16 protein-coding genes are annotated in these 20,101 nt (G+C 65.5%); 14 read left to right on the top strand and 2 right to left on the bottom strand.

Features of this window, described 5'->3' with window-relative positions:
* Positions 1–19 precede the first annotated feature (19 nt).
* The 4 genes from ACF8FB_RS02680 (at position 20) to ACF8FB_RS02665 (ending at position 4,375) form a co-directional block, all read left to right on the top strand.
* Positions 20–802, top strand: coding sequence for an aldolase (locus tag ACF8FB_RS02680; RefSeq protein WP_004577435.1), 783 nt, complete (start codon positions 20–22; stop codon positions 800–802).
* Between the two features lie 44 nt (positions 803–846).
* On the top strand, positions 847–1,734 hold the full coding sequence (locus tag ACF8FB_RS02675; protein WP_392510981.1) for a dihydrodipicolinate synthase family protein: 888 nt from the start codon (positions 847–849) through the stop codon (positions 1,732–1,734).
* 149 nt (positions 1,735–1,883) lie between these two features.
* Positions 1,884–3,098, top strand: a complete 1,215-nt coding sequence (locus tag ACF8FB_RS02670; RefSeq protein ID WP_392510980.1) for a benzoate/H(+) symporter BenE family transporter — start codon at positions 1,884–1,886, stop codon at positions 3,096–3,098.
* 59 nt (positions 3,099–3,157) lie between these two features.
* A complete protein-coding gene (locus ACF8FB_RS02665; RefSeq protein WP_392510979.1) occupies positions 3,158–4,375 on the top strand; it encodes an MFS transporter in 1,218 nt (405 codons plus the stop codon).
* Between the two features lie 38 nt (positions 4,376–4,413).
* Here the strand turns inward: ACF8FB_RS02665 and ACF8FB_RS02660 are convergent, their stop codons facing one another.
* Positions 4,414–5,721: a T6SS phospholipase effector Tle1-like catalytic domain-containing protein gene (locus ACF8FB_RS02660; protein WP_392510978.1), complete on the bottom strand. Its 1,308-nt coding sequence runs from the start codon at positions 5,719–5,721 to the stop codon at positions 4,414–4,416.
* Between the two features lie 228 nt (positions 5,722–5,949).
* Between ACF8FB_RS02660 and ACF8FB_RS02655 the strand changes: the two genes are divergently transcribed.
* The 7 genes from ACF8FB_RS02655 (at position 5,950) to ACF8FB_RS02625 (ending at position 13,466) form a co-directional block, all read left to right on the top strand.
* Positions 5,950–6,909 (top strand): MoxR family ATPase, encoded by a 960-nt coding sequence (locus tag ACF8FB_RS02655; RefSeq protein ID WP_003247242.1) that lies wholly within the window; start codon positions 5,950–5,952, stop codon positions 6,907–6,909.
* A gap of 4 nt (positions 6,910–6,913) precedes the next feature.
* Positions 6,914–7,858 carry a DUF58 domain-containing protein gene (locus ACF8FB_RS02650; RefSeq protein ID WP_020193144.1) on the top strand — a complete coding sequence of 315 codons (945 nt, stop codon included), beginning with the start codon at positions 6,914–6,916 and terminating at the stop codon, positions 7,856–7,858.
* Positions 7,855–8,349, top strand: a complete 495-nt coding sequence (locus ACF8FB_RS02645; RefSeq protein WP_010953039.1) for a DUF4381 domain-containing protein — start codon at positions 7,855–7,857, stop codon at positions 8,347–8,349. Before ACF8FB_RS02650 ends, ACF8FB_RS02645 begins: the two co-directional genes overlap by 4 nt.
* Positions 8,342–9,418 (top strand): VWA domain-containing protein, encoded by a 1,077-nt coding sequence (locus ACF8FB_RS02640; protein ID WP_010953038.1) that lies wholly within the window; start codon positions 8,342–8,344, stop codon positions 9,416–9,418. Before ACF8FB_RS02645 ends, ACF8FB_RS02640 begins: the two co-directional genes overlap by 8 nt.
* The gene (locus tag ACF8FB_RS02635) at positions 9,415–11,133 is read left to right on the top strand and encodes a tetratricopeptide repeat protein (protein WP_010953037.1); all 1,719 of its coding nucleotides are present in this window, start codon (positions 9,415–9,417) and stop codon (positions 11,131–11,133) included. The genes ACF8FB_RS02640 and ACF8FB_RS02635 overlap by 4 nt, the downstream gene beginning before the upstream one ends.
* Positions 11,130–12,761, top strand: a complete 1,632-nt coding sequence (locus ACF8FB_RS02630) for a BatD family protein (protein WP_010953036.1) — start codon at positions 11,130–11,132, stop codon at positions 12,759–12,761. Before ACF8FB_RS02635 ends, ACF8FB_RS02630 begins: the two co-directional genes overlap by 4 nt.
* Before the next feature lie 438 nt (positions 12,762–13,199).
* Entirely contained in the window at positions 13,200–13,466 is a 267-nt protein-coding gene (locus tag ACF8FB_RS02625; protein WP_392510977.1) for a hypothetical protein, read from the top strand.
* Positions 13,467–13,630: 164 nt separating this feature from the next.
* Here ACF8FB_RS02625 and ACF8FB_RS02620 read toward each other — a convergent pair whose 3' ends face one another.
* Entirely contained in the window at positions 13,631–14,284 is a 654-nt protein-coding gene (locus ACF8FB_RS02620; protein WP_392509964.1) for an RHS repeat-associated core domain-containing protein, read from the bottom strand.
* Positions 14,285–14,612: 328 nt separating this feature from the next.
* Here ACF8FB_RS02620 and ACF8FB_RS02615 point away from each other — a divergent pair, with 328 nt between their 5' ends.
* From ACF8FB_RS02615 to ACF8FB_RS02605, 3 genes are read left to right on the top strand one after another with little or no spacing between them, the layout of a single operon-like run.
* On the top strand, positions 14,613–15,851 hold the full coding sequence (locus tag ACF8FB_RS02615) for an exonuclease SbcCD subunit D C-terminal domain-containing protein (RefSeq protein WP_003247235.1): 1,239 nt from the start codon (positions 14,613–14,615) through the stop codon (positions 15,849–15,851).
* Positions 15,848–19,492, top strand: a complete 3,645-nt coding sequence (locus ACF8FB_RS02610) for an AAA family ATPase (protein WP_392510976.1) — start codon at positions 15,848–15,850, stop codon at positions 19,490–19,492. The genes ACF8FB_RS02615 and ACF8FB_RS02610 overlap by 4 nt, the downstream gene beginning before the upstream one ends.
* The gene (locus ACF8FB_RS02605; protein ID WP_350297540.1) at positions 19,489–20,082 is read left to right on the top strand and encodes a glutathione S-transferase; all 594 of its coding nucleotides are present in this window, start codon (positions 19,489–19,491) and stop codon (positions 20,080–20,082) included. The genes ACF8FB_RS02610 and ACF8FB_RS02605 overlap by 4 nt, the downstream gene beginning before the upstream one ends.
* Positions 20,083–20,101 lie beyond the last annotated feature (19 nt).

Genomic DNA, 20,101 nt, shown 5'->3' with positions numbered 1-20,101 from the left:
ACCCCTGCAGGTACCGCCCATGACGACCACCATGCACACCCCCAAGGACCAGCTTGTCAAACTCGCCCAGCAACAGATGCTGACGGCGCTGACCGACAACACCTACACCGTGCGACAAAAGCTCGCCCTCACCTGCCGTATCCTGTTCGACGGCGGCCACGACTCTGGCCTGGCCGGGCAGATCACTGCGCGTGCGCAGGAACCTGGCACCTACTACACCCAACAACTGGGGCTTGGCTTCGACGAAATCGCCGCTTCCAACCTGCTGGTGGTGGACGAAGACCTGACGGTGCTGCAAGGCCGTGGCATGGCCAACCCGGCCAACCGCTTCCACAGCTGGCTGTACCGCGCCCGCCCCGACGTCAACTGCATCATCCACACCCACCCACTGCACAGCGCCGCCTTGTCAATGCTGGAAGTTCCGCTGGCCATCTCGCACATGGACCTGTGCCCCCTGTTCGACGACTGTGCATTCCTCAAGGAATGGCCCGGTGTACCGGTGGGCAACGAAGAAGGCGAAATCATCGCGAACGCGATTGGCGACAAGCGCGCAATCCTGCTTTCCCATCATGGCCTGCTGATCGCTGGGCGTTCGATCGAGGAAGCCTGCGTGCTCGCCCTGCTGTTCGAGCGCGCAGCAAAGATGCAACTGCTGGCCATGGGCGCCGGTGACATCCGCCCCATCCCCGAAGCACTGGGCAAAGAGGCCCACGACTGGATTTCCACCCCCAAACGTCACGGTGCCGCCTTCAGCTACTACGCGCGCCGAGCCTTGCGTGCCCATGGCGACTGCCTGGGCTGATCGAATCTGTACGCTTTCCTCAACAACGGCAAAGGTGCCTGGTCATGTCTACACCTGTAATTCGCGGCGTTATCGGCTACACCATCACTCCCTTCACGGCAGACGGCTCACTCGACCTGGATGCCCTGGGCACGTCCATCGATAGCCTGATCGCAGACGGCGTGCACGCCATCGCGCCGCTGGGCAGCACCGGCGAAGGGGCTTACCTGTCCGACAGCGAATGGGAAACCGTGGTGCGCTTCAGCCAGGCACGCATTGCCGGGCGCGTACCCAGCGTGGTCAGCGTCTCCGACCTGACCACCGCCCGCACCGTGCAGCGTGCCCGCCTGGCACAGGCCTGCGGTGCTACGGCGGTGATGGTGCTGCCCATCTCTTACTGGAAGCTCACCGAAGCCGAAGTGATCGCCCACTACAAGGCGGTCGGCGCCGCCATCGACATTCCGATCATGCTCTACAACAACCCGGGCACCAGCGGCACCGACCTGTCGGTGGAGCTGATCCTGCGTATCCTCGGCGAAGTGCCCACTGTGACCATGGTCAAGGAAAGCACCGGTGACATCCAGCGCATGCACCGCCTGTTCACGGCTACAGATGGGCAGGTGGCGTTCTACAACGGTTGCAACCCGCTGACCCTGGAAGCCTTGGTGGCCGGCGCCACGGGCTGGTGTACCGCCGCGCCCAACCTGATCCCGGCACTCAACCTGGCGCTGTGGGACGCCGTACAACAAGGCGATCTGGCCGAAGCCCGTGCGTTGTTCTACCGCCAGTACGAGCTGCTGGAGTACATCACCCGCCGTGGCCTGCCGACCACCATCAAGGCCGGCCTGAAAATGCTCGGCCAGGATGTCGGCGCCCCACGCCTGCCCCTGCAGCCGCTGGATGCGCAAGGCAGCAACCACCTGAAAAGCCTGCTGGTGGCGCTGACCAACTGACGCCCAAACCTGCCCGGCAGCCTGTCGCTGTCGGGCAGTCTTTTTCTTCAGGAGCAGCCTTGGGCTGCGCAAGGGCCAATGACGCTGCAGTCGGATTACCCCTTCGCCGCACAAAACGGCTCCTCATCTGACCATTACCAGAGGCAACCATGGACGCGCCTGCTCAAAGCTCTACCACCCCGCTCAGGCTGACAGACATCCTTCACCCGGTGATTGCCGGACTCGTTTCGGTGATCGTCAACTACGGCGGCACGTTCATCCTGGTGTTCCAGGCGGCCAAAGTGGCCGGGCTGAGCCCGGAGCTGACATCATCGTGGGTCTGGGCGGTGTCGATCGGCGTCGGCCTCAGCGGCCTGGCATTGTCCTGGTACAGCCGCGAGCCGGTCATCACAGCCTGGTCCACGCCCGCCGCCGCGTTCCTGGTCACCGCCCTGGCCAGCGTGCCCTACAGCGAGGCCATAGGTGCCTACCTGCTGTCGGCCGCCGGCTTCGTGGTGCTGGGGCTGAGCGGGTGCTTCGAGCGGCTGGTGCGCGTAGTGCCCGGCGGCATTGCCGCCGGCCTGCTGGCCGGCATCCTGCTGCAGTTCGGCATCGGTGCCTTTGCCAGCCTGTCGGTCGACCCCAGCCTCGCCGGGTTGCTGATTGCAGCGTATGTGGCTTTCAAACGCTTCACCGCCCGTTACGCCGTGGTCGCCATACTGCTGCTGGGCCTGGGGTACCTGTTGCTGCAGGGGCAAGTAGGCCTGACCACGTTGCGGCTGGAATTTGCCTCACCGGTTTTCACAGCGCCCACCTTCTCCCTCAACGCGGCCCTCAGCGTGGCCCTGCCCTTGTTCCTGATCACCCTCACCGGCCAGTACATGCCCGGCATGCTGGTGCTGCGCAACGATGGATTCAAGACCAGCGCCAACCCGATTGTCGCCGTCACCGGCATGGGCTCGTTGCTGATGGCGCCCTTCGGTTCACACGCGTTCAACATCGCGGCCATCACCGCGGCCATCTGCACCGGCAAGGAAGCCCATGAAAACCCGGACAAGCGCTGGGTGGCGGGTATCGCCGCCGGTGTCTGTTACATCCTCGTCGGGGTGTTCGGGGTCACGCTGGCGAGTGTCTTCATGGCCCTGCCGGGCACCTTTATCACCACCCTGGCGGGCCTTGCCCTGCTGGGCACCATCGGCGCCAGCCTGGCCAGCGCCCTGGCCGATGCCCGTTCACGCGAGTCAGCACTGATCACCTTCCTGGCGGCGGCGGCCAACATCAGCCTGTTGGGCATTGGCGGGGCTTTCTGGGGCCTGGTCATTGGTCTGCTGGCCCACGTTGTCCTGAACGGTCGCCTGCCCGGTTTGCGGGGCGCCTCCCGCTAAGCGGGCTTTCCACCACCTTGCCGTGCGCCAGGGGCGCACGCTGTTCAACAGGTATCGACATGCCCCACGCTGGCCCCAAGCTGCTGACCCAAATTGCTGCCGTGCACTTCGTCAGCCACGTGCACATCATGCTGATCCCGGCGCTACTGCCCGTATTGCCCGGCCTGTTGGGCGTGGGCTTCGTAGAGCTGGGCGTAGCCCTGGCAGTGTTCAACATCGTCTCCGCGCTGGTACAGGCCCCGCTGGGTTATGCCGTCGACCACTATGGTGCACGTAAAGTGCTTAAGGCCGGGCTGTTGCTGGGCAGCCTCAGCTTCGTGCTGCTGGCGGCCAGCCCCGGGTATGCGGTATTGCTGGTGGCGATGGCCATGGCTGGCCTGGCCAATGGTGTGTACCACCCGGCCGACTATGCGCTGCTGGCCAACGGCATCGAGCCCGCACGCCTGGGGCGGTCGTTCTCTATTCATACCTTTGCCGGTTTCCTCGGTTCGGCCGTTACCCCAGCCGTATTTCTCGGCATCGCCGCGGCGCTCGGCACGCGGGCAGCCCTGGCGGCGGGCGCGGTATTCGGGGTAGCCGCGCTACTGCTGATTTCGATACCCGGCAGTGGCGTGTACCGGGTCGCCAGGCCTGCCAACAAACAAGACACAGGCCCGGCCGCAGCAACAGGCCGCGTACGTTTGTTCACCCCCATGATCGGCGTGCTGACGGTGCTGTTCATCCTGCTCAACCTGAGCACCAGTGCCATCGAGAAGTTCTCCGTAGCCGCCCTGGTCCAGGGCCAAGGCCTGACACTGGCCTGGGCCAACGCCGCGCTCACCGCCTTCCTGCTGAGCAGCGCAGCCGGCGTGCTGTGCGGGGGCGCTTTGGCCGACCGTACCCGGCGCCATGGCCTGGTGGCGGCGCTGGCCTTCGCGCTGGCGGCTGCGCTGACCGCTCTGGTGGCACTGGGGCTGCTGCAGGGCTGGGCATTGGTGGTCGTACTGGGTGCCATCGGCTTGCTCACCGGGGTCATCGCCCCATCACGGGACATGCTGGTCAAGGCGGCGGCGCCACCCGGGGCCGAGGGCAAAACCTTCGGCCTGGTGTCGACCGGGTTCAACATCGGTGGCGCCATCGGGCCGGTGGCGTTCGGCTGGATGCTCGATCAGCACCTGCCCAACGGGATTTTCATCGCATCGGTGGTGTTCATGTTGCTGACGGTGCTGCTGACCCTGGCACAGGAGATGTATTCAGCCAGAAGGCGCGCGACTGAACAGCTGGCGCGCGCCCTGTAGGCCCGGTGCAGCATTGCCAGGCCACGATCAATCACTCATTACGCCGGGTTGGCATGCATCACTCGCCCGCCTGCCCCCGGCCGATTGACGAACAGCACATCCAGCACACTGTTGCGCAAGCCCTTCACTGCATTCCAGTTCGCTGACGCATGCACGTATCTGTCGCGCAACAGCCGCTGTTCTTCCTCGCTCAACCCCACCTGGCCAGTTTCCCCCAAGGCAAAGGCATGCAGTTTTCGGCTGATGCTCGACAACTCATCCGGCAGCCAATGCTCAGCCTGCGCCCCCAACGGCGCAAACGGCACGCCCGCGCGCACCGCCAATGCCCGCATCACGCTCAAGTACACCCGGGACAGGTGCCCCGCCACTTGCCGCTCCCGGTACACCGCCGCATAGACCTGCTTTTGCGCCTCGTCCCGACGCCCGCCCGCAATCGGCTCCTCCCAGGTCATCACTTGCGGCCTGGGTTCGCCCATATCGGCAAACGTCGAAGCCAGCAAGGCACTCACCTTGGCATGGACGCGGCACTGCTCGACACGCGTGCCTGCAGGCACGCACTGGGACTGCGGCTTGCACAGCAGCACCTGCTCCAGAAGGGTCTCCGGGTAACCACCCCCAATATTCGAGTGCACGCCCGGCAGCACGATGTCGTGGCCACTGCGCACCAGCGGGAAGTTATGCCGTCGCTCGTCCTCGGCCACCAGTTGCACCACGTGCCGGGCAATACCCGCACCCAGGCCCAGGCGCAGGCCACCATGGCGGCCGTCTGCAGGGTCGAAGTCACCCTGTAAGGGCGCGATGATCGCCGCCACGGTGTCGAACAGGCCGATAAAGTTGATCGAGGTTTCGCACGCCACCGACAACAGCCCGCCCGCGCCCTCGTGCAGCAGGTTGGCCAGATGCCGCACCGCCGCCGCACCGCGGCTGAAACCGAAAAGATCGAACTCGACCCCTTCCAGCGTTGCCTGCGGATGCGCCTGGCGCCATGCCCGCAGTTGCTCGGCCATTCCCTGCAACGCCTCGGCAACCCGGGCCTCTGCCCCTGTGCGCCCATGCCCGGTGGCCGAGGCGTAGACATGGTCGGCTTCACCCGCCAGCGTGCCCACGCCTTCCACATAGCGCTTCAAGAACGCCTGCGGCCCGTCGGCACCGGCAGCATCAGCCGGATACAACGCATGCAACAGGGCCACATTGCTCAAGGCGTTGCCATAGCTGCCACCCTTGTCACCCTGCTCACCCTCCGCCGTGGCATTGTGCAGGTTGTTTCCGGTGCCATCGAAGAACACGCCAAAACGCAGGGTGACCGGCGTAAGGTTTGCCGTGCTGGCGCTGCTCATTTTCATCATCGTGTCTCCTGCTTGTCCCAAAAGCACAAGCAGGCGCCAGCACGCCGTCACGGACCATCAGGCAAAGGCCAGCCATGCGTGGGACATTTCTTTGCCCGCAGGCCCGTCTGCAACGATAAATTTACCCGCCGCCATTGGTGGTCGCCCCCCCGGATAGATTAAAGTATCCCCCCTTGCCAAGGCTGCTGCCTCGCGCCGCCTCAGGCCCCCTACCAGGAACCGTCGCCGATGGAACACCGTGAAGCGCTGATCGCGCTGCGCACTTTTCTTTCTACCCAGATCCTAGGCCAGGAGAAACTGGTCGAACGGCTGTTGATCGTGCTGCTGGCCGACGGCCACATGCTGGTCGAAGGGGCACCGGGCCTGGCCAAGACCAAAGCCATCAAAGAACTCGCAGAAGGCATCGAAGCGCAGTTCCATCGCATCCAGTTCACCCCCGACCTGCTCCCGGCCGACATCACCGGCACGGAGATTTACCGCCCGGAAACCGGCAGCTTCGTGTTCCAGCAGGGGCCTATCTTCCATAACCTGGTGCTGGCCGACGAAATCAACCGCGCACCGGCCAAGGTTCAGTCGGCACTGCTCGAAGCCATGGCCGAGCGCCAGGTCAGCGTGGGCCGCAGCACCTACGACCTGTCGCCGCTGTTTCTGGTCATGGCCACGCAAAACCCGATCGAGCAGGAAGGCACCTACCCGCTGCCCGAAGCCCAGCTCGACCGCTTCCTGATGCATGTAAAAATCGGCTTCCCCGACGCCGCCGTAGAGCGGCGCATCCTGGCGCAGGCCCGGGGTGAAGCCCTGGGCGGCGAGACCAAGCCTGAACGCCGGGTCAGCCAACAGGCCATCTTCGCCGCGCGCAAGGAAATCCTTGGCCTGTACATGGCCGACGCAGTGGAGGAATACCTGGTGCAGCTGGTCATGGCCACCCGCACCCCGGCCAAGTTCGACACCGAGCTGGCCGACTGGATCGCCTACGGCGCCAGCCCGCGTGGCTCCATCTCGCTGGACCGCTGCGCGCGTGCCCATGCCTGGCTGGCCGGGCGCGACTTCGTCAGCCCCGAAGACATCCAGGCCGTGCTGTTCGACGTACTGCGCCACCGCATCATCCTCTCGTTCGAGGCCGAGGCGGCAGGGATCGACCAGGACCGCGTGGTCCAGCGCATCCTCGACGTCGTCGCCGTTGCCTGAACCCATGCCCACTGCGCAGCTGGCCGAACACGGCATCCGCATTGGCCTTGCCGAGCTGATCGACATGCGCCACCGCGTGCGCGAAATCCAGCTGTTTTCCAAGCCCGGCCAGCGCAGCCCACTGGTGGGCCTGCACCATTCCAAGCTGCGCGGGCGCGGCGTGGACTTCGACCAGGTGCGCGTTTACCAGGCCGGCGATGATGTGCGCAACATCGACTGGCGTGTCACTGCGCGTACCCAGGAGCCGCACACCAAGCTGTTCCACGAAGAACGCGAGCGGCCGATCTTCATCCTCGTCGAGCAAAGCCAACGGCTTTTCTTCGGCTCAGGGCTGATGTTCAAGTCCGTGCTGGCGGCCCAGGCTGCGGCGCTGTTCGGCTGGGCAGCGCTGGGCCACAACGACCGCATCGGCGGCCTGGTGTTCGGCGACAACGAACACCACGAAATCAAGCCCCGACGCAGCAAGCAAAGCCTGCTGCAACTGCTCAACCGCTTGGCAAAGGTCAACCAGTCACTGCACACCGAAGCCATACCCGGGGCCGACAGCCTCGGCCTGGCCCTGCGCCGCGCCCGCGAAGTGCTGCGCCCCGGCAGCCTGGCCATCGTGATCTGCGATGAACGCTCGCTCAGCGCCCAGGTGGAACAGCACCTGGCCATGCTCTCACGGCATTGCGACCTGCTGTTGCTGCCGGTATCCGACCCGCTCGACCACGCGTTGCCTGCCGCCGGCCTGCTGCGCTTCGCCCAGCGCAGTGCCCAGCTGGAGCTCGATACCCTCGACGCCAACCTGCGCCAGGCCTACCGCCAGCAGGCCGAAGCCCGCATCGAGCGCTGGGAGCTGATGGCGCAAAAGCTGAGGGTGGTGCTGATGCCTCTGAGCACGCAAAGTGAAATGGTCGAACAACTGCGCGAGTACCTGAACGCCCAGCGGCCACGGAGCGCGTCATGAACCCGCTCGACCAGTTGCACCCACTGATCGCCCCGGCACCGGTCAGCCTGTGGCCACCCGCACCAGGCTGGTGGCTGCTGCTGGCCGTCCTGCCACTCCTGGGCTGGGGCCTGTGGCGGCTGCGCCGCTGGCGCCCGGGCAAACGCCGCATCGTGCGCGCCGAACAACCCCTGGACCCGGTGCGCCTGGAGGCCTTGGCCGAGCTGGCCCGCCTGCCACGCCCGTATGACGGCGCCCCGGCCGGCGCCTGGCTGCAACAGATCAACGCCCTGCTCAAGCGCCTGTGCCGCAACCACTACCCAGGCGCCAACAGCCACACCCTCAACGGCCGCGAGTGGCTGGCCTTTCTGGATAACCGCTGCCCGGCCGCCGGCCTGACCCGCTGGATGGTACTGGTAGAAGGCGCCTATAAACCCGAGTGCAAGCTCGACGACAAGGCCATCGCCGGGCTCAGCCAAGCCGTCGAAATCTGGATCCGCAAGCATGTTTGAACTGGCCTGGCCGTGGGTCTTCGCCCTGTTGCCGCTGCCATGGCTGGCGCGCCTGCTGCTGCCCGCTGCCGACAGTGGTGAACCGGTGCTCAAGGTGGGTTTCCTCAACGAGCTGGAAGGCCTGGCCGGGCGCCGCGCAAGGCTCAACCTGCCCACCTGGCGCCAGCAGGCACCGTTCGTCGTCATCTGGCTGTTGCTGCTGTGCGCCGCCGCTCGCCCGCAATGGCTGGGCGAACCGGTGCCGATCGCCGCCAGCGGCCGCGACCTGCTGGTGGCGGTGGACGTGTCCGGGTCGATGGACTTCCCCGACATGCAGTGGCAGAACGAGGACATCAGCCGCCTCGACCTGGTCAAGGCGCTGATGGGCGACTTCCTGCAAGACCGTGAAGGCGACCGCGTGGGCCTGATCCTGTTCGGCAGCCAGGCCTACCTGCAGGCGCCGCTCACCTTTGACCGGCGCACCGTGCGCACCTTCCTCATCGAGGCGCAGATCGGCATCGCAGGCAAGAACACCGCCATCGGCGACGCCATTGGCCTGGCGGTCAAACGCCTGCGCGAACGCCCGGCACAAAGCCGGGTGCTGGTGCTGATCACGGACGGCGCCAACAACGGCGGGCAGATTCACCCGCTGACAGCCGCCCGCCTGGCGGCCCAGGAAGGCGTGCGCATCTACACCATCGGTATCGGCGCCAACCCCGAAGCCAGTGGCACCCCAGGCCTGCTCGGCCTCAACCCGAGCCTGGACCTGGACGAAGCCGCGCTCAAGGAAATTGCCGACATCACCCACGGTGCCTACTTCCGCGCCCATGACGGCGCCGAACTGGACGCTATCGGCGATACCCTCGACCAACTGGAGCCAGTGGCCCAGCAACCGACCCAGGCGCGCACAGCCCAGGCCCTGTACGCATGGCCGCTGGCGCTGGCGCTGCTGCTCAGCGTGCTGCTGGTGGTGGCCGTGCAGTGGCCCGACAACCTGTTGCAGCGCCTGCTGCGCAAGCCGCGCTTCCTGCAGCCGCACCCGGAATGGCGCCAGCGCTTGAAGCGCCTGCGTTTAAGGAGGCGGCGATGATCGACTTGTGGCCCCAATGGCTGCGCCCGCTCTGGCTGCTGGCGGTTCCCGTGCTCGGCTGGCTGCTGTACAAGCTGTGGCACCGGCGCAAGCGCGCCGGGCGCTGGCAGATGATTCTGCCGCCAGCCTTCCACGGTGTACTGCTGGGTGGCGGCAGCGGCAGCACCAGCAAACTGCCGTGGGTGGCGCTGGGCCTTGCCTGGTTACTGGTGATCCTGGCGCTGCTCGGGCCCAGCTGGCAGCGGCTGGAAGAAAGCCGTCAGCGCCCGGCCGACCCGCTGGTGATCCTGCTCGAACTGACCCCGCAAATGCTCGCCGAGGACAGCCCGCCCAACCGCCTGGAACAGGCCCGGCGCAAGATCCTCGACCTGCTTGAACACCGCCGCGACAGCCAGACGGCGCTGGTGGTGTATGCCGGCTCCGCGCACACCCTGGTGCCGCTGTCCGACGACCTGGCCACCACCCGCAATTTGCTCGAGGCCATCGACCCGTCGATCATGCCCAAACCCGGCCAGCGTGCCGACCTGGCCGTGCAAAAAGGCCTGGCGCTCCTGGCCCAGAGCGGCCTCGGCCAAGGCCGCCTGCTGCTGGTAGGCTCAGCGCTCAGCGCCGCCGAGCGCCAGGGCATCACCCAGGCCCTCGGCCGCCAGGGCCCAAGCCTGCTGATGCTGGGCATCGGCAGCCGCGAAGGCGCCCCGGTGCGCCAGGCCAATGGCGAATACCTTAAAGACGACCAGGGCGGCATCCTCTTGCCTCGCCTGGACAGCGCCAGCCTGAAGGGTTTTATCAGCGGCACGGGCGGGCGCTACCGGCACGCCCGCATCGACGACCTCGACCTGCGTGGCCTGGGCCTGTTCGACAACCCGCGGAGCGGGCGCAATGACGGCCAGACCCTGCAACTGGACAGCTGGGCCGACCAAGGTTACTGGCTGCTGATTCCGTTGTTGCTGCTGGCCGCCTGCGCCGGCCGGCGCGGCTGGCTGTTCTGCCTGCCGCTACTGCTGGCCTTGCCGCAGCCTGGCCAGGCTTTCGAGCTCAACGACCTGTGGCTGCGCCCCGACCAGCAAGGCCAGAAGCTGCTGGAGCAAAACCGCCCGGCCAGCGCTGCGCGTCACTTCCAGAACCCGCAATGGCGCGGCATGGCCCTGTACCAGGCCGGCGACTATGCCGGTGCCGCCGAGGCATTTTCCCAAGGCGACACTGCAGCAGCCCACTACAATCGAGGCAATGCCCTGGCCCGCAGTGGCGAGCTGGAAGCCGCCCTGGATGCCTACGAGCAAGCCCTGGAGCGTCAGCCCGACCTGCAGGCCGCGCTGGACAACCAGGCGCTGGTGCAGCAACTGCTGCAACAACGTGAAGCCAAGGCCGAGGAACAACCGCCCGGCAGCGATGCCCAAGACACGCCCGGCAGCGAAACCGAAGGCAACAGCAGCTCGGCCAGCAGCCCGGCCCAAGGCACACCCGGCGACGACCAACAGGCCAGCCCCGAACAACCCGGCGAAAGCAGCAGCAACAGCCAGGCCGCCCCCGGCAACCAGGCCGGGAGCGACGACAGTGTCATCCAGCCGCCACAGCGCCCGGTGTCGACCAGCCTCGACGGCGAACAGCGCCAAGCCCTGGAGCAATGGCTGCGGGAAATCCCCGACAACCCGGCAGAGCTGCTGCGACGCAAATTCTGGTATGAACAGCAATTGCATCAGGAAAAATCACAATGAGTCGCTTCGGCGTCTTTCTCCTCACCCTGCTGTGGGCCGTGCTGGCCCAGGCCGAACCGCTGCTGCAGGCCAGCGTCGACCGCACCCGCCTGGAAGCTGGCGAAAGCCTGGAACTGACCCTGGAAAGCCAGGACGTCACCCAGTTCGGCAAGCCCGACCTGCGCGCCCTGGAAGGTGACTTCGAAGTGCGCGGCACGCGACAGCTGAACAGCCTGCACACCCTGGACGGCGAAACCCGTGCCAGCACCCGCTGGATCATTACCCTGCTGCCACGGCGCAGCGGTACCCTGCGCATCCCCGAGCTGCGGCTGGGCCAGTCGCACAGCCAGGCCATCGAACTGCAAGTGCTGCAGGCCGATGCCAACCGCCAGGACAACGCTCAGGTATTCATCGAAGCCACCCTCGACAGCCACGACGTCTATGTCCAGGCCCAAGCCGTGCTGACCCTGCGCATCTACCACTCGGTAGCGCTGTACGACGACAGCAGCCTCAGCTCCCTGCAACTGGAGAACGCCAAGGTCGAGCCGTTGGGCGAGTCGCGCACGTATGAAAAGGAAATCAACGGCGTGCGTCATGGCGTGATCGAAACCCGCTATGCGGTGTATGCCCAGCAAAGTGGCACCCTCGACATCCCGTCGCTGACGTTCACCGCCACGGCAGCTGCCAGCAGCGACGAAGCAGCGCAGGCCAATGGCACGGCCCGCGCCGGCCACCAGGTGCAGGTCAGCTCGCTGCCCTTGCGCCTCACGGTACGGCCGATTCCGGCAGCCTGGCCGGCTGGCTTGCCGTGGTTGCCAGCCAGCAGCCTGACCCTGGAAGAGCACTGGAGCCCGGACCCCGGCAGCCAGCAGGTACAGATTGGCGACTCGCTGACGCGCAACATCACCTTGCGTGCCGAAGGCTTGTCCAGCACCCAACTGCCGCCGCTGCCGGCTACGGAGATCATCGGCCTGCGCCGTTACCCTGACCAGCCGCTGCTGCGCAACGAAATCAGCGAACGGGGCATGACCGCCAACCGCGAAGAGCGCGAGGCCCTGGTGCCGACCCACAGCGGCACGCTGGCGTTGCCGGCGCTGGAAGTGGCCTGGTGGAACACCCGCGAAGACCACCTGGAGCACAGCAGCCTGCCGGCGCGCACGCTGAACGTGCTGGACAACCCGGCACTGAGCGCCGACACCCCGGTGGGCGACAACAGCAGCGCCAGCACCCTGCTGTGGCCCTGGCAGCTGTCCACACTGGTGTTTGCCCTGACCACCGTGCTGGGCTTTGCCCTGTGGTGGCGCGCCCGTTCGCGGCCAGCGGTGCTGCGCACGGCGCAGAACGGGCCAAGCCCACGCACCTTGCTGGACGACCTCAAGCGCGCATGCCAGGCCAACGACCCCCAGGCTACGCGCCAGGCGCTGGATGCCTGGGCCCGGCAGCAACCGGAAACCCTGGCCGAGATGGCGGCGCGCTTCGTGCCGTTGTCGGATGCGCTGGATGGTTTGAACGGGGCGTTGTACAGCGAGAGCGGGCAGTATTGGCAGGGGGAGGATTTGTGGCGGGCGATTGGTACCATTCCGCCAGCTGAGCAGGTGTTGCTGCCGGCGGGCGAGAACGGCAGCTTGCCGCCGCTCTATCCCAAGTAAGTGGTTGCCTGTGCGGGCCTCTTCGCGGGCATGCCCGCTCCCACTGACCGCGTACGCCGAGAACCTTGCGCCGTACCTGTGGGAGCGGGCGTGCCCGCGAACACCGGCGCAGCTACCACCGTAAGATATTTCTGAACCTGCAACCCAATGCTTCAGAATCAACCCGCTTAGGAATTACCCTACGCGCGCTGCCGAACTATCGCTGTTGTCGGGGAAACACCTCACGGATAACGTTTCCGGGTCGCTTCGGTGACCGGGTGTGAGAACCCGACAGAGATTTTACGCAGCACCTCTAATGGCGGCCGTACGTGGGCAGGCTTCGGCCTGGCCGAGTCATTGCGTATTTCTCCTCGGTTTCTCACCCCGCGTACGGCTGCCACCCTCGATCCGTGAGAAAGATTCAGGTGGCAGTGCCCTTCTGTTTCAGAGGAATACGCCATGAAGAAGATCGTCCCCGATCCTCCTGCAATCCTGACAGCCCGCCCCTTCTACACCATCAACCAGGACACGCCTTCGGTTGACGCCCTGACCCACACCCTCCAGTTGATGGCCGGCATCGAAAACTCGCTGGACGAATACATCTGCGCCAATGCCGGTGAACCCGGTATCAACATGCTGGTCAACGCAGTGCATCACGTGCAGATGACCAGAGCGCTGGCCGAGTTGCTGCTACACCGGCAGACCGGGGAAATCACCCTGCGCTGATTGCAGCCTTTGTAGGAGCGGCCTTGTGTCGCGATCGGGGTGCGAAGCGCCCCCAGGGTCTTCGCATCACAGCCAAATCGCCGGGCCATGTTGCGGCCCTCTGCGACCGGTCCGGCAAGGCAGCTCCCACAATGAACCGAACCGCAAACCCTTGATGATCGTGCTTAAAACCATTCTGCTTTACGCAGCCGTGAAGCCGACTGAGCGGGCTGCTCTGCGACTGCCTCGGTTGGCCCTGGCTTGGGCGGGAAGGGATCGTTCGGATTCAGAAGCGCGTCGATCATTGGCGTTGCACTGGATGCATCACCTTGTGGACCGCTCAGCAGTGGTTTGGGGCTCCTTTTATCCTGCCTGGATGCCAATTCACTGATCAAAAGCATTTGTTGCTCGTGCAACGCGTAATGCGTTCTCTTGGACTTCGAAATCATACTGTCGACCATTTGCGAACCTAGTGTGTTGTACCGTTCAACCAACTGATCTGTAGTTAGCTGCTGAACTTTCTTCACGGAGACTGGCTTGATCCGCACGGGTCGCCGTGAAAGAGCATTTCTCTCGAACCCATGCCCACTTGGATCCTGCCGATTAACAGGATCATTCGAACAAAAGGCGTAGCTGTTCACCCCACCCTCACCAAACGGGCTGAAGCTGTCCGCCGACAGAAAGCGCATCAGAGCCGGGCTGAATGCACGATACCCGTTGCCCAATAGATAACTCGTCAACTCAACGGCCAGCCGTTCGCCGTTGAAACCGAGTAGCGTGCTTTTCGATGGCCGCTTGGAGTACCCGTATGCTGTATAGACCTGTGCCAAGGTCGCCATCGCCTAGCCTCATACAAGTGAGCCAGTTGTAGTTTGCTCGAACACAATTTTTCCGCCGCAATCAACGGCGAGACAACTGACAAAAATGCCAGGCAAGCGCGGTCCATGTGGGAGCGGGCGCGCCCGCGAACACCGGCGCAGCCGGTGCCATGCACCGCGTTGGATTCTTCGCGGGCACGCCCGCTCCCACAGGGTCCCTGCTAAATCAGTAAGTGATGCGCAGTTCTATGAGCTGGCTTGCCCGCGATCGGGCCGCACAGCGGCCCCACGCTTGGGTTACCATACCGCCCTTTCCCCGCTTGCCCGACTCGACACCAACAGGTCATCCATGCGTCTGTTTCATACCTCCGACTGGCACCTGGGCCAAAGCCTGCACGGCCAGGAACGCGACTTCGAACACGCCTGCTTCCTCGACTGGCTGCTCGGCCAGCTGCGCCTGCGCCAGCCGGATGCGCTGCTGATTGCGGGCGACATCTTCGACACCGTCAACCCGCCCGTCAAAGCCCAGGAACGCCTCTACGACTTCATCGTCCAGGCCCACGAGCAACAGCCCAAGCTGGACATCGTGATGATCGCCGGCAACCACGACTCCGGTTCGCGCATCGAGCTGCCGGCCGCACTCATGCGCCGCCTGCGCACCCATGCGTTGGGCCGTGTGCACTGGCTGGACGAGGGCCAGCTGGATGCCGAACGCCTGTTGATTCCGCTGACCAACGGCCGTGGCAAGGTGGCCGCCTGGTGCCTGGCCCTGCCGTTCCTGCGCCCGGCCGAAGTGACCGGCCCGCAGCTGGGTGACGACTACCTGCAAGGCATCACCCAGGTGCACCAGCAACTGATCGCCGCCGCACTGAAGAAACGCAAGAAAGACCAGGCGCTGATCGCCATCAGCCACGCGCACATGGCCGGTGGCGCGGTGTCGGAAGACTCCGAACGCAGCCTGATCATCGGCAACGCCGAGGCGCTGCCGGCCAAGCTGTTCGACAAGGCTATCAGCTACGTCGCCCTGGGCCATCTGCACAAGCCGCAGAAGGTCAACCGCGAAGAGCGCATCCGCTACAGCGGCTCGCCAATCCCGCTGTCGTTCGCCGAAATCAACTACCCGCACCAGGTCCTGGAAGTGGAGTTGGACGGTAACGGCCTGGTCAGCGTCGAGCCACGCCCCGTACCACGCGCCGTGGCCCTGCAACGAGTGGGCCCGGCTCCGCTGGGCGAGCTGTTGCAGCAACTGGCCGACCTGCCAGTGGTCGACCTGCTTGAAGACCCCAACCGCCAGCCCTGGCTGGAAGTGCGGGTGATGCTCGACGAGCCGCAACCCGACCTGCGCCAGCAGATCGAAACCGCGCTTGAAGGCAAGGCGGTACGGTTGATCCGCATCAGCGCCGAGTACGCCGGCCGCAACAACGCCGAAGACGATGACCTGGCCTTTGTCGAACTGGCCCAGATGACCCCGCAAGACCTGTTCAGCCGCGCCTGGGAGCAAGCCTACGGCAACCCCGCCGACGAGCAGGCGCTGGCCGACTTCGCCCTGCTGTTGCAGGACGTGCAGCAGGAAGAGGAACAGCCATGAAGATTCTCGCCATCCGCCTGAAGAACCTGGCATCGCTGGCCGGCCCGATCGACATCGATTTCACCGCAGAACCGTTGGCCAGCGCTGGCCTGTTCGCCATCACCGGGCCTACCGGTGCTGGCAAGAGCACCCTGCTTGACGCCCTGTGCCTGGCGCTGTTCGGCACCGTGCCGCGCCTCAATGCCATTGGCCGTGAGGCCAAGGTGCCGGACGCCGACGGCGACATCCCCACCTCAGACCCGCGCAACCTGCTGCGCCGTGGCACCGGCAGCGGGTTTGCCGAGGTCGATTTCGTCGGCATCGACGGACGCCGCTACCGCGCCCGCTGGGAAGCCAACCGCGCCCGCGACAAGGCCAACGGCAAACTGCAGCACAGCCGTCAAAGCTTCTACGACCTCGACAGCGAGCAAGTGCTCGGCAGTGGCAAGAACGAATACAAGCAACTGGTCGAAGCCCGTCTGGGCCTGAACTTCGAACAGTTCACCCGTGCGGTGATGCTGGCCCAGAGCGAGTTCGGCGCGTTCCTCAAGGCCGACGACAAAGACCGTAGCGAGTTGCTGGAAAAGCTCACCAACACCGCGATCTACACCCGTCTGGGCCAGCGTGCCTTCAGCAAGGCGCGCGAAGCCGGCGAGGCGCACAACGCCCTGAAAGAACGCGCCAGCCATCTACTGCCGATGGCTGCCGAGGCCCGTACCGAGCTCGACCAGCGCCTGGAGCAGGCGCAACAGCAGTTCAAGGCCGACCAGGCCGGCGAGCGCCAACTGGAGCAACAACGCAACTGGCTGAATGAGCAACACCAGCTACAGGCCCAACACACCGAAGCCAGCACCACGCTGCAGGCCGCCGAACTGGACTGGCAACAGCTGGCCGAACCACGCCTGGACCTGGCACGCCTGGAGCGCCTGGCCCCACAGCGTCACCAGTTCCACCGCCGACAGGCCCTGAGCGCACAGCTGGCGCCAGTGGCCGCGAAAATTGCCGAACAGCAACAGCAGCAAGCCGAACTGCAGGTGCGCACCCGCGAACTCGAACAGGCGCTGGACACTGCGCGCCAAGCGCTTGCCGACCGCCAGGCCGAGCACGGCGAGAATGCGCCGCGCCTGCGCCAGGCCTTTGCCGCTCAGGATACGCTGGCACGCCTGGACCAGGAGCTGGCCGCCCAGCGCAGCATCAGCCAGCAGGCGCAACAGCAGGTCGCTGACGGCCAGCAGCAACTGCAGCAGCTGGAAGACAACCAGCAGCGCAGCGTGCAACAACTGGCGCTGATCGACACCGCGCTTGCCGACAGCCAGCACCTGGCGGGCCTGGCCAATGCCTGGCACGCCTACCTGCCGCAACTGAAGCAGGTGATGCTGATCGGTGGCCGGCTGACCAAGGGCCGAGAAGAGCTACCCGGCCTGCAGGCCCAGGCCAGCCAGGCCAATGCGCGCTTGCAGGCCGAGCGCGACGCCTACGACCTGTTGTTCCGTGAAGCCAAGGCCGAACCCCAGGCCCTGGCCGAGCAGATCGACCTGCTCGGCGGCATGTTGCAGGACAACCGCAAACAGCAGCGCGCCGTAGAGGAAATGTCACGCCTGCACGGCCGTGAACAGGAGCTGCGCCAGCAGCTGGATGCCCTGCGCGAACGGCAGCAGCAGGCCATGCTGCAACGCCAGCAACTGATTACCGAAGGCACCGCCGCCAAGGCCGAGCTGGAGGCCGCCGAACAGGCGTTGACGCTCACCCGTCAACTGCTGGAACGCCAACGCCTGGCACGCAACACCAGCGTCGAAGAACTGCGTAACCAACTGCGTGACGGCGAACCCTGCCCGGTCTGTGGCAGCGCCGAACACCCCTTCCATCAGCCAGAAGCGCTGCTGCAGAGCCTGGGCCGCCATGACCAGGCCGAAGAGCACGCCGCCCAGAAGCAGGTCGAGACGCTCAACAGCAAGCTGGTGGAGCTGCGTACCCAGTTGGGTGTGGTCAATGCCCAGCTCAAGGACTTCCAGCAACAGCAGCAGCAACTGGGCGAACAGTTGCAACCGCTGGTGGCTCAGGTACAGGCACACAGCCTGTGGCCAGCCCTCGCCCCGCAGGACGACAAGGCCCGTAGCGCCTGGCTCGACAGCCAGCTGCGTCGCCTGGATGAAGAAATCAGCCAGGACGAGAAACGCCAGAGCGCCCTGCTCGCCCTGCAACGGGACGCGGCCCGCCTCAACCAGCAATTGCAGGCTGCCCACGACGCCCAACAACAGGCCCAGCGCCACCTGGAGCAACAGCACCAGGCCCTGGCCAACGACGAGCAGCTGTTGCAGCAAGGCCTGAACGACCTGGCGGGCGTACTACCAGAGGAAGCGCTCAAGGCCCTCAACGACGACCCGGCCAATGCCTTCCTCGCCCTCGACCAGCAGATTGCCCAGCGCCTGCAGCAACTGGAACAGCGCAAGGACGAACTGGGAGAGCAGCAAGCCCGCCAAACCCAGCTGGACAAGCTGCGTGACCAACAGCAGGCGCGCGTGCAAGGCCAGCAGCAGTTACAGCAGAAACTGGCCGCCCTCGACGAGCAACGCCAGCAAGCCCTGGCCTCACTCGCCGAACTGCTCGGCGAACATGCCAGCGCCGAAGCCTGGCAGCAGCACATGGACACCGCGCTGGAGCACGCCCGCACCCTTGACGCCGACACCGCCCAGCGCCTGCAAGATCTGCGCACCCAAGGCGTACAACTGGCCAGCGAGCTCAAGGCCAATACCCAGCAACAACAGGCACTGGATGCCGAATGCCAACAGTTGCAGGCCCAGATCGCCCAGTGGCGCAGCGAGCATCCGGAACTGGACGATGCCGGCCTCGATCGCCTGCTGGCCATGGATGACGCGCAAGTCAATGAATTGCGCCAGCGTTTGCAAGGCGCGGAAAAAGCCATCGAGCAGGGCCGCGTCCTGCTGCAGGAGCGCGAACAGCGCCTGCAGCATCACGCGGCACAGATGACCGTGGACACCACGGTCCAAGCCCTGGAGCAAGCCTTGGCCGAACTGCGCGAACGCCTGGCAAACCACGAGCAGCAATGCGCCGAATTGCGTGCACAACAGGCCGACGACCAGCGCCGCCAGCAGGCCCACCAGGCGCTGGCGGCAGAAATCGAACAGGCCCACCAGCAGTGGCAACGCTGGGCCCGCCTCAATGCCCTGATCGGTTCGGCCTCCGGTGATGTGTTCCGCAAGATCGCCCAAGGCTACAACCTTGACCTGCTGCTGCACCACGCCAACGCCCAGCTACGTCAGTTGGCCCGTCGCTACCGCCTCAAGCGCGGCGGCAGCGCCCTGGGCCTGCTGGTGCTGGACACCGAGATGGGCGACGAACTGCGTTCGGTGCACTCGTTGTCGGGCGGGGAAACCTTCCTGGTGTCGCTGGCCCTGGCCCTGGGCCTGGCGTCGATGGCGTCCAGCACCTTGCGTATCGAGTCGCTGTTCATCGACGAAGGTTTCGGCAGCCTCGACCCCGAGTCGCTGCAACTGGCAATGGACGCCCTCGACGGCTTGCAAGCCCAGGGTCGCAAAGTGGCGGTGATCTCCCACGTACAGGAAATGCACGAGCGCATCCCGGTGCAGATCCAGGTGCGGCGCCAGGGTAATGGCCTCAGTGAAGTGGAGGTGTGCGGGTGATCCTCTACTCGTTCCGCCGCTGCCCGTGGGCCATGCGCGCGCGCCTGGCCCTGCGCTATGCCGGCTGCGAGGTGGAGATCTGCGAAGTGGCGATGAAGAACAAGCCGGCAGAGCTGCTGGCCTTGTCGCCCAAGGGCACGGTACCGGTGCTGGACACCGGTGCCGAGGTACTGGAAGAGAGCCTGGACATCATGCGCTGGGCGCTGACGCAGAACGACCCGCAGGACTGGCGGCTACAGGCCAACCCTGCGGCTGCGCAGCAGGCTGAAACGCTGATTGCGCGCAATGACACCACGTTCAAGGCGCACGTGAACCTGTACAAGTATGCCGAACGTTACCCGGAGCATTCCCGCGAGCATTACCGCCAGCAGGCCGAGGCCTGGCTGGCGGAGCTCGAAGGCTTGCTGGTGGGGCGGGCTTACCTGCTGGCCGACCACCCGAGCATGGCCGATGCCGCGTTGCTGCCCCTGATGCGCCAGTTTGCCGGGGTCGAACCGCAGTGGTTCGCCGAGGCGGCTTATCCGCGTGTGCGGAGCTGGCTGGAGGGGTGGCTGGCTTCGGAGCTGTTCAAGGCAATCATGGTCCGCTGATTAAACATCGGGCTGCACA

Origin of the sequence: Pseudomonas sp. yb_2, from assembly GCF_043103905.1 — a bacterium.
Classification (GTDB): domain Bacteria; phylum Pseudomonadota; class Gammaproteobacteria; order Pseudomonadales; family Pseudomonadaceae; genus Aquipseudomonas; species Aquipseudomonas alloputida.
This window is presented reverse-complemented; position numbering and strand designations above follow the sequence as displayed.

Bases quoted from the DNA above. Each gene is read 5' to 3' on its own strand.
- ACF8FB_RS02680 (WP_004577435.1), top strand. From the start codon at position 20: ATGACGACCACCATGCACACCCCCAAGGACCAGCTTGTCAAACTCGCC.
- ACF8FB_RS02675 (WP_392510981.1), top strand. From the start codon at position 847: ATGTCTACACCTGTAATTCGCGGCGTTATCGGCTACACCATCACTCCC.
- ACF8FB_RS02670 (WP_392510980.1), top strand. From the start codon at position 1,884: ATGGACGCGCCTGCTCAAAGCTCTACCACCCCGCTCAGGCTGACAGAC.
- ACF8FB_RS02665 (WP_392510979.1), top strand. From the start codon at position 3,158: ATGCCCCACGCTGGCCCCAAGCTGCTGACCCAAATTGCTGCCGTGCAC.
- ACF8FB_RS02660 (WP_392510978.1), bottom strand. From the start codon at position 5,721: ATGATGAAAATGAGCAGCGCCAGCACGGCAAACCTTACGCCGGTCACC.
- ACF8FB_RS02655 (WP_003247242.1), top strand. From the start codon at position 5,950: ATGGAACACCGTGAAGCGCTGATCGCGCTGCGCACTTTTCTTTCTACC.
- ACF8FB_RS02650 (WP_020193144.1), top strand. From the start codon at position 6,914: ATGCCCACTGCGCAGCTGGCCGAACACGGCATCCGCATTGGCCTTGCC.
- ACF8FB_RS02645 (WP_010953039.1), top strand. From the start codon at position 7,855: ATGAACCCGCTCGACCAGTTGCACCCACTGATCGCCCCGGCACCGGTC.
- ACF8FB_RS02640 (WP_010953038.1), top strand. From the start codon at position 8,342: ATGTTTGAACTGGCCTGGCCGTGGGTCTTCGCCCTGTTGCCGCTGCCA.
- ACF8FB_RS02635 (WP_010953037.1), top strand. From the start codon at position 9,415: ATGATCGACTTGTGGCCCCAATGGCTGCGCCCGCTCTGGCTGCTGGCG.
- ACF8FB_RS02630 (WP_010953036.1), top strand. From the start codon at position 11,130: ATGAGTCGCTTCGGCGTCTTTCTCCTCACCCTGCTGTGGGCCGTGCTG.
- ACF8FB_RS02625 (WP_392510977.1), top strand. From the start codon at position 13,200: ATGAAGAAGATCGTCCCCGATCCTCCTGCAATCCTGACAGCCCGCCCC.
- ACF8FB_RS02620 (WP_392509964.1), bottom strand. From the start codon at position 14,284: ATGGCGACCTTGGCACAGGTCTATACAGCATACGGGTACTCCAAGCGG.
- ACF8FB_RS02615 (WP_003247235.1), top strand. From the start codon at position 14,613: ATGCGTCTGTTTCATACCTCCGACTGGCACCTGGGCCAAAGCCTGCAC.
- ACF8FB_RS02610 (WP_392510976.1), top strand. From the start codon at position 15,848: ATGAAGATTCTCGCCATCCGCCTGAAGAACCTGGCATCGCTGGCCGGC.